General features: G+C 67.8%; 12 protein-coding genes. 2 read left to right on the forward strand and 10 right to left on the reverse strand.

Translation table 11 applies throughout. The features are described 5' to 3' along the window. Positions 1-88: 88 nt before the first annotated feature. The 4 genes from mftD to mftA are packed head-to-tail and all read right to left on the reverse strand — an operon-like array spanning position 89 to position 2842. On the reverse strand, positions 89-1279 hold the full coding sequence (gene mftD, locus H7J89_RS16095; protein ID WP_264044882.1) for a pre-mycofactocin synthase MftD: 1191 nt from the start codon (positions 1277-1279) through the stop codon (positions 89-91). 2 nt (positions 1280-1281) lie between these two features. After that, entirely contained in the window at positions 1282-2478 is a 1197-nt protein-coding gene (mftC, locus tag H7J89_RS16100) for a mycofactocin radical SAM maturase (protein WP_264044639.1), read from the reverse strand. Then, positions 2475-2747 (reverse strand): mycofactocin biosynthesis chaperone MftB, encoded by a 273-nt coding sequence (mftB, locus tag H7J89_RS16105; protein ID WP_231588695.1) that lies wholly within the window; start codon positions 2745-2747, stop codon positions 2475-2477. The genes mftC and mftB overlap by 4 nt, the downstream gene beginning before the upstream one ends. 5 nt (positions 2748-2752) lie before the next feature. Next, a complete protein-coding gene (mftA, locus tag H7J89_RS16110; RefSeq protein ID WP_040621348.1) occupies positions 2753-2842 on the reverse strand; it encodes a mycofactocin precursor MftA in 90 nt (29 codons plus the stop codon). A gap of 99 nt (positions 2843-2941) precedes the next feature. Here mftA and mftR point away from each other — a divergent pair, with 99 nt between their 5' ends. Next, positions 2942-3538: a mycofactocin system transcriptional regulator MftR gene (mftR, locus tag H7J89_RS16115; protein WP_264044640.1), complete on the forward strand. Its 597-nt coding sequence runs from the start codon at positions 2942-2944 to the stop codon at positions 3536-3538. Then, entirely contained in the window at positions 3535-4578 is a 1044-nt protein-coding gene (locus H7J89_RS16120; protein ID WP_264044641.1) for a DUF2332 domain-containing protein, read from the forward strand. Before mftR ends, H7J89_RS16120 begins: the two co-directional genes overlap by 4 nt. A 45-nt stretch (positions 4579-4623) precedes the next feature. Here H7J89_RS16120 and H7J89_RS16125 read toward each other — a convergent pair whose 3' ends face one another. From H7J89_RS16125 to fusA, 6 genes are all read right to left on the reverse strand, one after another. Then, entirely contained in the window at positions 4624-5799 is a 1176-nt protein-coding gene (locus tag H7J89_RS16125) for an NAD(P)/FAD-dependent oxidoreductase (RefSeq protein WP_264044642.1), read from the reverse strand. Positions 5800-5824: 25 nt separating this feature from the next. After that, positions 5825-6652 (reverse strand): mycofactocin-coupled SDR family oxidoreductase, encoded by an 828-nt coding sequence (locus tag H7J89_RS16130; RefSeq protein WP_264044643.1) that lies wholly within the window; start codon positions 6650-6652, stop codon positions 5825-5827. A 49-nt stretch (positions 6653-6701) separates the two neighbouring features. Beyond that, positions 6702-7541, reverse strand: coding sequence for an SHOCT domain-containing protein (locus H7J89_RS16135; protein ID WP_264044644.1), 840 nt, complete (start codon positions 7539-7541; stop codon positions 6702-6704). A gap of 90 nt (positions 7542-7631) precedes the next feature. Next, positions 7632-8384, reverse strand: coding sequence for a PE family protein (locus tag H7J89_RS25670; protein WP_276042150.1), 753 nt, complete (start codon positions 8382-8384; stop codon positions 7632-7634). Between the two features lie 133 nt (positions 8385-8517). Continuing rightward, the gene (gene tuf / locus H7J89_RS16145) at positions 8518-9708 is read right to left on the reverse strand and encodes an elongation factor Tu (RefSeq protein WP_066951944.1); all 1191 of its coding nucleotides are present in this window, start codon (positions 9706-9708) and stop codon (positions 8518-8520) included. A gap of 109 nt (positions 9709-9817) precedes the next feature. Further along, entirely contained in the window at positions 9818-11923 is a 2106-nt protein-coding gene (fusA, locus tag H7J89_RS16150; protein WP_264044645.1) for an elongation factor G, read from the reverse strand. Positions 11924-11932: the final 9 nt, after the last annotated feature.

Raw genomic sequence — 11932 nt, forward strand, 5'->3', positions numbered from 1 at the left:
GTTCGTCACGGATACCACGCGTGTACCACCGTTGTGGGGCCGCCGAGCATTCCGGATAAATCTGCCCGGGATATGGGTGATTAGCCGATCAGGCGTCCCCGCCGGACGGGACGCCCAGCGCCCGGGTGAAGCCGGCCGGCACCAGGATGTCCTCCGGGCCGAGGTCGTGGACGCTGGCATGGCCCAGACCCATCAGCGCCGAGTCGATGCCCCCGCGCAGGACGTCGAGCACGTTCTCCACGCCCGCCTGGCCGGCCGCCGCGAGGCCCCACAGATAGGCGCGGCCGATCATCACAGCGCGCGCCCCGAGCGCCACGGCCTTGACGACGTCGCTGCCGCGGCGGATGCCACCATCGAGCAGCACCTCGACCTCATCGCCGACCGCGGCGGCCACCGCGGGCAGGGCGCGGATCGAGGCCGGCGTGCCGTCGAGGTTGTTACCACCGTGGTTCGACACCGAAATCGCCGAAACCCCGGCGTCGACAGCCCTTTTCGCGTCATCGACACGCATCACGCCCTTGAGCATGAAGGGGCCGCCCCACAGCTCGCGTAGCCAGGCGATGTCCTCCCACGTCGGGGGCGGCGTACCCATCCACTCGCCGTAGGCCGCAAAAAAGGGCGGGCCGGGTTCACCGCGGCGACCCTGGTTGGGCACCCGCAAATCCGGCGGGCGCAGTGTCTTGCCGTATTTGAGCAGCCAGCGTGGCTTGAAGACCGCTTCCGGAGACTGCCGCAGGACGGTCCGCAGGTTCATCGCTTCGGGAATCTGGGGACTACCCCAGTCGCGCCCGTGGGAGAACGACCAGTCGGTGGTGACGATCAAACCAACCGCCCCGGCCTGGCGCGCCCGTTCCACCCGCTCGGCGATCGCGTCGCGCCCGCCCAGCCAGTACACCTGGAAGAAGATCTTGGGATTGGCGGCGATAACCTCCTCGATCGGCTTGCTGGCGAAAGAGGACAGGCCCATCGCGGTTCCCCGCGCCGCCGCAGCCCGCGCGACCGCGACCTCACCGTCCGGATCGACCGCCTGGACACCGGTTGGCGAAATCAGCACCGGCATCGAAATATCTTGTCCCATCACGGTAGTCGACAGGTCGCGCTTTTCCTGCGCGCCCACGACGTGCGGGGCGAATCCGAGTTCACCAAACGCCGCGACGTTATCGGAGACGGTGACTCCCTTTTCGCTGCCCGCAAGCAGCGCCGAGTAAACGGATTTCGGGAGCCGCCGCTTCGCGCGCTGCTGCGCGATGGCGACGGTTTCAAACCACTGGCCGGCCATGATCACACCGGGCTTTCGTTGCACAGCCGCGCGGGTGGCACGTCCGGTGGCCGCACCGACAGCGTCAGGGGCACCGGCTGGCGAACCCGCCGCCCATGGGAATGGTCGGCCCGGGGGCGCGGCGTCTCGCGCCGGCGGGCCAACGCCGACGCGCTGTGCCCCTGGACGCATTCGGGATCCGGCCCGTCCATCGGCAGGCCGGTGAAGAACTTGGCCGCCATGCAGCCGCCCCGGCAGGCGTCGTAGTGGCCGCAGCTGCCGCACGCGCCCGCGGACTGCGGTTCGCGGAGCTCACGGAACAGCGGTGCGTTCTTCCAGACCTGGTCAAACCCACCGTCCGACAGAACATTTCCGGCCAGGAAGCGGTCGTGAATGGCGAATGGGCAGGCATACACGTCGCCCACCGGGTCGATCAGGCACACCACCCGGCCGGCGCCGCACATGTTCAGCCCGGCCAGCGCGCCGGAGGACCCCAGCGGCGACAGGTGGAAGAAGGAGTCGCCGGTGAGCACCCGCTCCCCCTTGGCCACCAGCCAGTCGTAGAGCTGCACCTGCTGCTCGGCGGTGGGGTGCAGGTCCTCCCAGACGTCCGCGCCCCGGCCCGAGGGACGCAGCCGCGTGATGCGCAGGGTGGCGCCGTAACGGCTTGCCAGCGCGGCGAATTCGTCGAGCTGGTCGACGTTGTGCCGGGTGACCACGACGGAGATCTTCGCGTCGGCAAAGCCCGCGTTGGCCAGGTTTTCGAGCGCGCGCACGGCCATGTCGAAGGACCCGGGGCCGCGGACCGCGTCGTTGACCTCCGCGGTGGCGCCGTCCAGCGAGATCTGGACGTCGACGTAGTCGCTGGCGGCCAACCGGGCGGCGACCTCTTCGGTGATGCGGACACCGTTGGTGGAGAACTTCACCCCGACGTGGTGCGCGGTGGCGTAGTCGACCAGCTCCCAGAAGTCCGGGCGCACGGTGGGCTCCCCACCGCCGATGTTGACGTAGAACACCTGCATGCGTTCGAGCTCGTCGATGATGTCCATGCACTGCCGGGTGGACAGCTCCCGCGGATCGCGTTTACCCGAGGACGACAGGCAGTGCACGCACGCCAGGTTGCAGGCGTACGTCAGCTCCCACGTCAGGCAGATTGGCGCATCCAGCCCGCTCTCGAACTGCTCGATGAGCCGCGGCACTCTGGCCAGTCCGGCGGTCATGGAACCTCCTGAGGTACCAACATCTTCGAATCGGCCAACACGCCCAGCGCGTGTAGGTACGGCGCCTCGCCCGAGTCGTCCACACCCGCCGCGCGGCAGGCGGAATGTACATCGGGATGGTCGGCCAGCGACCGCACCACCGTCAGAATGGTGCGGTTCTTGAGAAAGGACAGCTTGCGGGTGCCGAAGTGATACAGCAGCGCCCCGAACGGTTCGGGTCGAACCGCCACCTGCGGGTGCAACCGCCAGCCGCGGTCGGGGTCGAACACGCGGGTCAGTAGACCCCGCACATGCCGTCGATGGACACCTCTTCGACCAGGGTCTCGGCGACGAGTTGGGTCTCGGTCTCGGTTTCGTGGTCCACGGGTCATTGCCTTTCGTCGGTTCTTGACAACGATGGGGATCGAGTCACAAGCTTCGTCAGAATATGGCATCGAGTGCCGAAATGGAAGGGCGGGGTCTCATGGTGCCGCAGCCACGGGTGGGCCGTCGCCGCTCGACGACTCCGCACCACATCACCGACGTGGCCATCGAACTGTTCAGCGCCCGCGGTTTCGCCGACGTCAGCGTCGACGACGTCGCGCAGGCCGCCGGCATCTCGCGGCGGACGCTGTTTCGCTACTACGCGTCCAAGAACGCGATCCCCTGGGGCGACTTCGACACCCACCTCGCGCACCTGCGTGACTTGCTCGACGACGTCGATCCGCGGGTGCCGCTGGGCCAGGCACTGCGCGATGCGCTGTTAACGTTCAACACCTTTGACGAGTCCGAGACCGCGCGGCACCGCGAGCGCATGCGGGTGATCCTGCAGACGGCCGAACTGCAGGCCTATTCGATGACGATGTACGCGGGCTGGCGCGAGGTGATCGCCGGCTTCGTGGCCCGCCGGTCGGACCGCAAGTCGACCGACCTGCTGCCCCAGACCGCCGCCTGGACCATGCTCGCGGTGGCGCTGTCGGCCTACGAGCACTGGCTCGGTGACGAGTCCGTCCCGCTGCCGACCGCGCTGGGCAACGCGTTTGACGTTGTCGGCGCCGGACTGGACAGGCTGGATCGGTGACCGGTGACCACCTGCTGCACACCCTGCGGGCGCAGGGGCGGTTCTGCGCCGGCTCGGGCTCACCGATGTACGGGGAGCTTTTCGAGCTGGTGGCCATCGACGTCGCCGCCGGCGGCGTCTTCGCCGCCATCCTGTCCGGGCACGAGGACGACCCGTCGCGCCTGGCGGTGCCGCTGCGGCTGCTTGGCGGGCTGCACCGATTGGTGCTCGACGGCCGGGCGGCGCAATTGCGCCGGTGGTATCCCAGCACCGGGGGCAGCTGGGACGCCGAGTCGGCGTGGCCGGAGATCAAGGACGTCGCGGCCGGCCACTCCGAGGCCCTGCGGGCGGCGTTGCGGCAACCGCCCCAGACCAACGAGGTCGGGCGGTCCGCCGCGCTGATCGGTGGCCTGTTGCGCGTCAACCGTGAATTCGAGCTGCCGATAAGGCTTTTCGAGATCGGATCGAGCGCGGGGCTGAACCTGCGCGGAGATCATTACGGTTACCGATTCGCCGGTGGCCAGTGGGGGCCGGGCGATTCGCCGGTGACCATCTCCGACGCGTGGCGCGGCGCGCTGCCGCACGGCCGGGTACGGATCGTCGAGCGGCACGGCTATGACATCGCACCCATCGACGTCACCGGGGCCGACGGGGAGCTCACCGTGTTGAGCTACGTGTGGCCCGACCAGAGCGCCCGACTAGATCGGTTGCGCGGCGCCATCGAGGTCGCCCGGCGGGTGCCGGCCGGGCTGGAACGCCAGACGGCGGCCGACGCGGTCGCCGGCCTGACCCTGGCCGCGGGCGCGCTGACGGTGCTGTGGCATTCCATCACCTGGCAATACCTGTCCGGCGAGGAGCGGGAGACCGTTCGCGCGCGCGTCCACGCGCTGGGCGAGCAGGCGGATGAGCGATCGCCGTTCGTCCACCTCACCCTGGAGCCGGCGCGCGACCGGCCCGACTCACCCATCCGGTTCTTGGTGCGGGCGCGCCGCTGGCCGGGCGGCGACCTCGAGATACTCGGCGAATGCCATCCTCATGGCCCGCCGGTGCGCTGGCTGTGAGTCGTGGGCAGGAAAAATGCTGGGGCGCAGGCGCTTCCGCAAGAGTCAGCCCAGCACGTCCGCGATGGGCGCGCCGGCGGCGATCTTGGCGCGCACCTTCATGACCTTGCCGGGCATCCCGCCGCCCACCACCCCGACCAGCACCCCGTCGCGCTCGTAATAGGCCAGGAACTTGCGGCCGTCGTCTTCGACGAGGTGGACGGTGTCGGTGGCTTCGGGCTCGCCGAGGCATTGGATCTTGACGTCGTACTGGTCGCTCCAGAAGTACGGGACGACCACGGCCGACGAGACTTCCTGCCCCAGCATCGCGGGCACCACCACGCGGGTCTGGTCGGCGACGTTGCTCCAATGTTCCACGCGCGCTTGATGTCCCGTCGCGTCGCGCCAGGAGGCGACGTCACCGAGCGCCCACACGTTCGGCGCGCTGGTCCGTCCGGCCTCGTCGCAGAGCACGCCGTTGTCGACCTCGACACCGCTGCCCTCGAGCCAGCCCGTGGCGGGGCGGGATCCGATGCCGATGACCACCAGGTCCGCGACGAGCTCGGTGCCGTCGGTCAGCACCACGGTGTCCACCCGCTCGTCGCCGCGCACTTCGGCCACCCCGACACCAAGGCGCACATCGACCCCCTCCGCGCGGTGCAGGCGCGCGACCAGCTCGCCGATCGGCTCGCCGAGCACCGACGCCAGGGGCGTCGGCTGCGGCTCGACCAACACGACGTCCACCCCGAGGCTGCGCAGGCTGGCCGCCACCTCACAGCCGATGAAGCCGGCGCCGATGACCACGGCTCGCCGGCACGCGGAGGCGTGCTCACGCAGCGCCATGCTCTCGTCGAACGTGCGCAGCACCCGGATGCCCGCCAGATCGGGCAGCGTCGGGATGCGTCGCGGCACCAAACCGGTCGCGATGACGAGTTCGTCGTAGCCGATCACGGACCCGTCGGCCAGCGTCACCGTCTGCGCCGCGGTGTCCAGGCCGGTGGCCGCCGCACCCAGCCGCAGGGTGATGTCGTTCTCGTCGTACCACTCGCGCGGTTTGAGGGCCACGTCGTCGACCTCTTTGCGCAGCACCTCTTTTGACAGCGGCGGACGATCGTAGGGCACGTGCACCTCGTCGCTGATGATCGTCACACGGCCGGTGTACTCGGATCGCCGCAGCTGCTCGGCGGTCCGGGCGGCGGCCAGACCACCACCGACGATCACGATTCCTTTGCTAGCGGTCACGTGGAGTTCATACCACGATCGCCGGTCAATACTTCAAGGCGCCCTTGTCCACGGGGATCTGCGTGCCGGTCACCGTGCCCGACCCGTCGCCAGCTAGCCACGCCACGACATCGGCCACCTCGTCGGGCGTCATGAAGCCGTTGGGCTGCAAGGGCATCGGGGGGAAGCTGTGCACGAAGCCGGGATGGCGGGCAAATATCTCCATCATCGCCTCCGGCTCGATCATCGGGGTGTCGACCGAGTAGGGGTGGATGGAGTTGACCCGGATGTTGTATTCGCCGAGCTCGATGGCGAGGGTGTTCGTCAGTGCGGTGAGTCCGTGCTTGCTGGCCGAGTAGTGCCCGTTGCCCGGAGTGGCTTTCAGCCCCGCCGACGAGCTGACCACCACGATCGAGCCCCCGTTGCCGGCTTCGATGATGGCGGGCACGGTGGCGCGCAGTGTGCGCCAGGTGCCGGTCAGGTTGACCCCGATCACCGTGTCCCACTGCTCATCGGTCAGCTCCCAAAGCCGGCCCCAGCTCAGGACTCCCGCGTTGGCCACCACGATGTCGAGCCGTCCGAATTGTTCGACGCCGTCGGCCACCAGTTGGCGCAGCGCGGCGTCGTCGCGGATGTCCGCTTCACGGGCCAGCACCTTGCGGCCCTCGGCTTCCACCAGGCGGACGGTCTCGCTGAGGTCCTCCGGCGTCGCCGGCGCGTAGGTCAGGCTCTTTGACGCCGGGGCGCAGATGTCGAGCGCGATGATGTCGGCGCCTTCGGCGGCCAGCCGCACCGCGTGCGAACGGCCCTGGGCGCGGGCGGCGCCGGTAATGAAAGCCACCCGCCCCTGCAGTGATCCAGTTTGTCCCGCCACGCAGTCAGGCTAGCAGCGAAACTGAAACCTGTTCTAACTCGCCCGCCGATCAGATTTCGGAGATGATCTGGGCCCGCCGGCTGTTGTACTCCTGGTCGGTCGGCGCACCACTGGCGCGCAACGTCTCGAGCTCCTGAAGCCGCTGAGCGATCGACGGTTGCGGGGGCGTCACCACCGGCGCCGGGCCCGCGGCGGCGGCCGGCTGGGCGGCCTGTGCGGCCGGCGCCTGTTGTTCGGCCGCGCGGCGGACCACCGTCTGGACCTGCTGGCGCAGCACCGGGTTCGACCGGATGTCGACCATCCGGTTGAGCGGAACGTTGTTGGCCTTGAGGATCTGCAGGATCTCCATCAACGGGCCGGCCTGCCCGCTCAGGTCGTAGGTCCTGTTGTCCTCGGCCACGGTGAACTGCGCCGGCACCAAACCGTTGACCAACGCGCTTCGCTCCCAGTCGATTCGGTACTCGTTGGTGGTGGGGTTGACCAGCACCACCACCTTGCGGGCGCTCAGGTTGCCGAGCCGGGTCACGCTCGCGATCACCCGGTCTTCGCTGTCGAACGGCACGAAACCCGGCCCGGAGATGTGCAGGTTCACCTTCACCACCTGCTGGTTGTTGATCCACGTCCCCGTCTCGGTGACGCAAGTGATTTGAGCGAGCGCCAGTACCCCGTTCTGCTCGAGCTCCGCCGTCTTGGCCGACGACTTCGCGCCGTAGTTGGCCAGCGCGAGCGCGATCAGCACGTCGGCCACCGTGATGAGCAGGCCGACGTAGAACATCCACTGCAGCAGGCTGCCCAGGCCGAGGGTGAAGCAGACGATCAGGAAGATCGGCCCGACCAGGCCGCCGCACAGCAAAACCACCAACTGTGCCTTCAGGTAGCGCGCCAACACGAGTGTCTCCTTACCCTTGCTGGGATTTTCGTGTCAGGTTAGCTGTCGCGATGTCGCCGCGCGCGCCATAAACGCAAACCCGGCCCGGCGTCAGTCCACCTTGGGTATCAGTGCCGGCGCGGGGCGCGCCGAAGACTCCGCCGACGTCGGCGCGGCGGGTGAATGGGCCGACACCATCTTCACCGGCGTGCCGGTCGATACCGGCATCGCCGGGGCCGCGGCGGCCTGCGGGGTCTCCACCTGCGCCGGCGTCGACGCGAGCGGATTGACCGGCGCCGCGGCCGGCGCCGCGGGCTGCGTGGTGGCCGGGGTATAGGCGGGGGTCACCATCCGCACCGGCGTAGCCGATGTGGTGGCCGGGGCCATCGCGGCCGGCCCCGTGGTGGCCGCGGCTACCGTCGGGCTGGCCGGTGCCTGCGCACCGGCGACCGCCGAGGCCGGCCCGACCGCCGACATCAGGGGTCCCGCCGGTACACCCGGCGCCGAACCGCCCGCGGCGGTCGCCGCAGGCAGCTGCGCCGCCATCGACGCCGGGGCCGCCGCGGACTGCAGCGGCGTGGTGTTGGCGGCCTCGGTGGCGAGGTACTGCGCCGAGCCGCCGTTCATCAGCTGCACGAACTGGTTGTGAAACGCGGCGGCCTGAGCGCTGAGCGCCTGGTAGACCTGAGAATGCGCGTCGAACAGCGCCGCGATACCGGCCGACACCTCGTCGGCACCCGGGGCAAGCACGCTCGACGTCGGCCCCAGCGCCATCGAGTTCGCCGACGTGATCGTCCAGCCGATCCTGGCTAAATCCGACGCCGCGGCGGCGACGTACTCGGGCGTCGCGAATACGAAGGACATCCGAACCTCCCGGCCATCTTCCCCCGACTCCCTTGTCCCGGAATCGTAGCGGAATCGTCAAGATCCGGCCCGGGAAAACGCGTAAAGCCCGGATCGCCGCAATCGGCGATCCGGGCTCTACGGCGAACTGGACCTACTTGATGATCTTGACGACCCGGCCGGCGCCGACGGTGCGGCCACCCTCGCGGATCGCGAACCGCAGACCGTCGTCCATGGCGACGGGCTGGATCAGCTTGACCGAGATGTTGGTGTTGTCACCGGGCATCACCATTTCGGTGCCCTCCGGCAGCGTCACCACACCGGTCACGTCGGTGGTGCGGAAGTAGAACTGCGGACGGTAGTTGTTGAAGAACGGCGTGTGCCGGCCGCCCTCGTCCTTGGACAGGATGTAGACGCTGCCCTCGAACTCGGTGTGCGGCGTGGTGGTGCCGGGCTTCACGACGACCTGACCGCGCTCGACGTCCTCGCGCTTGATGCCACGCAGCAACAGTCCGACGTTGTCGCCGGCCTGTCCCTGGTCGAGCAGCTTGCGGAACATCTCCACACCGGTGACGGTGGTCTTGGTGCTGGTCGGCTTGATACCGACGATCTCGACTTCCTCGTTCACGTTGATCACACCGCGCTCGACACGACCGGTGACCACGGTGCCACGACCGGTGATCGTGAAGACGTCCTCCACCGGCATCAGGAACGGCTTCTCGGTCTCACGGACGGGGTCCGGGATCGACTCGTCGACGGCCTCCATCAGCTGCTCGACCGACTCCACCCACTTGGCGTCGCCCTCGAGCGCCTTCAGCGCCGAGACGCGCACCACCGGGGCGTCCTCGTCGAACTCCTGGGCGGCCAGCAGTTCGCGGACCTCCATCTCGACGAGCTCGAGGAGCTCCTCGTCGTCGACCATGTCGGCCTTGTTGAGGGCGACCAGGATGTAGGGCACCCCGACCTGACGCGCGAGCAGCACGTGCTCACGGGTCTGCGGCATCGGGCCGTCGGTGGCGGCAACCACCAGGATCGCGCCGTCCATCTGGGCCGCACCGGTGATCATGTTCTTGATGTAGTCGGCGTGACCCGGGGCGTCGACGTGGGCATAGTGCCGCTTGTCGGTCTGGTACTCCACGTGGGAGATGTTGATCGTGATACCGCGCTGACGCTCCTCGGGAGCGTTGTCGATCTGGTCGAACGCGCGGGACTCGTTCAGGTCCGGGTACTTGTCGTGCAGAACCTTGGTGATAGCCGCGGTCAGCGTCGTCTTGCCGTGGTCAACGTGACCGATGGTCCCAATGTTGACGTGCGGCTTCGTCCGCTCGAACTTCGCCTTCGCCACTTCGTTGTCCTCCTGGACTGTTGGTGCTCGTTAAAGCAGTGTTGGTGTTTTCAGTTGTGCCGCGCCCAAGGCTTTGCAATGACCCGGCAAGATTACTCCGAGGCGATATTTACTGACCCGTCGCCTTCGCGATGATCTCCTTCGACACGTTCGCCGGCACTTCGGCGTACGAGTCGAACACCATGGAGTAGTTCGCCCGGCCTTGGGTCTTGGACCTCAGGTCGCCGACGTAGCCGAACATCTCCGACAGCGGCACGTGCGCCTTGACGACGCGTGCACCGCTCCGCTCCTCCATGGCCTGGATCTGGCCACGGCGGGAGTTCAAGTCGCCGATCACGTCGCCCATGTAGTCCTCGGGCGTGGTGACCTCGACGGCCATGATCGGTTCCAGGATCACCGGCTGGGCTTGCTGCGCAGCCTTCTTCAGCACCTGGGAACCGGCGATCTTGAACGCCATCTCCGACGAGTCCACCTCGTGGAAGGCGCCGTCGAGCAGGGTGACCTTCAAGTTCACCAACGGGTAGCCGGCCAGCACGCCGTACTGCATGGCGTCCTGCGCACCGGCGTCCACCGACGGGATGTACTCACGCGGGATGCGGCCACCGGTGACCTTGTTCTCGAACTCGTAGGTAGCCCCATCCTCGCCGTGGAACGGCTCGAGGCTGATCAGCACCTTCGCGAACTGGCCGGAACCGCCGGTCTGCTTCTTGTGGGTGAACTCGACCTTGTCCACGGCCCGCTTGATGGTCTCCTTATAGGCGACCTGCGGCTTGCCGACGTTGGCCTCGACCTTGAACTCGCGGCGCATGCGGTCGACCAGGATGTCCAGGTGCAGCTCGCCCATGCCACCGATCACGGTCTGACCGGTCTCCGAGTCCTGGTGAACCTTGAAGGTCGGGTCCTCCTCGGCGAGCTTCTGGATCGACAGGCTCAGCTTCTCCTGGTCGCTCTTGGTCTTCGGCTCGATGGCCACCTCGATGACCGGGTCGGGGAAGGTCATCGACTCCAGCACGACCTGGTCGTTCGGGTCGCTCAGGGTGTCGCCGGTGGTGGTGTCCTTCAGGCCGATCACCGCGTAGATGTGGCCCGCCGACGCGGTCTCGACCGGGTTCTCCTTGTTGGAGTGCATCTGGAACAGCTTGCCCAGCCGCTCCTTCTTGCCCTTCGTGGAGTTGATGACCTGGCTGCCGGAGTCGACCTTGCCCGAGTACACCCGGACGTAGGTGAGCTTGCCAAAGAACGGGTGCGTCGCGACCTTGAACGCCAGCGCGGAGAACGGCTCGTCGGTCGACGGGTTGCGGATGACCTCGACGTCCTCCTTGCCCGGGGCGTGGCCGACGGCCGGCGGCACGTCCAGCGGCGAGGGGAGGTAGTCGATGACCGCGTCCAGCATGGGCTGCACGCCCTTGTTCTTGAACGCACTGCCGCACAGCACCGGGTACGCCTCCGAGCTGATGGTCAGCTTGCGGATGGCGCCCTTGATCTCCTCGACGGTGAGCTCTTCACCGCCCAGGTACTTTTCCAGCAGCGCCTCGTCGGTCTCGGCGACGGCCTCCAGCAGCTTGGTCCGGTACTCGTCGGCCTTCTCCTGCAGGTCAGCCGGGATGTCGACGACGTCGTACTTCTCGCCGAGCTTGGCCTCGGCGCTCCACACCTTGGCCTTCATCTCGACCAGGTCGACGACGCCCTCGAAGTCGCCTTCGGAGCCGACCGGCAGCTGAATCGGGATGACGTTGGCGCCCAGGCGCTCTTCCATCGTGCGCACCGAGAAGTAGAAGTCGGCGCCGATCTTGTCCATCTTGTTGACGAAGCAGATCCGCGGCACGTCGTACTTGTCGGCCTGGCGCCACACCTGCTCGGACTGCGGCTCGACGCCCTCCTTGCCGTCGAAAACGGCCACGGCACCGTCGAGCACGCGCAGGCTGCGCTCCACCTCGACGGTGAAGTCGACGTGACCGGGGGTGTCGATGATGTTGATCTGGTTGTCGTTCCAGAAGCAAGTGGTGGCCGCGGAGGTGATGGTGATTCCCCGCTCCTGCTCCTGCTCCATCCAGTCCATGGTGGCGGCGCCATCGTGGACCTCACCGATCTTGTAGCTGATACCGGTGTAGTAGAGGATGCGCTCCGTCGTCGTCGTCTTGCCGGCGTCGATGTGCGCCATGATGCCGATGTTGCGGACCTTGGTGAGGTCGGTCAGCACGTCCTTCTGTGCCACAGAAGTCTT

This window comes from Mycobacterium paraffinicum (assembly GCF_025822865.1).
In the GTDB taxonomy this organism is placed as follows: Bacteria; Actinomycetota; Actinomycetes; order Mycobacteriales; family Mycobacteriaceae; genus Mycobacterium; species Mycobacterium paraffinicum.

Excerpts from the sequence above, each read along its gene's own strand:
- mftD (WP_264044882.1), bottom strand. The coding sequence starts at position 1,279 with ATGGCCGGCCAGTGGTTTGAAACCGTCGCCATCGCGCAGCAGCGCGCG.
- mftC (WP_264044639.1), bottom strand. The coding sequence starts at position 2,478 with ATGACCGCCGGACTGGCCAGAGTGCCGCGGCTCATCGAGCAGTTCGAG.
- mftR (WP_264044640.1), top strand. The coding sequence starts at position 2,942 with ATGGTGCCGCAGCCACGGGTGGGCCGTCGCCGCTCGACGACTCCGCAC.
- H7J89_RS25670 (WP_276042150.1), bottom strand. The coding sequence starts at position 8,384 with ATGTCCTTCGTATTCGCGACGCCCGAGTACGTCGCCGCCGCGGCGTCG.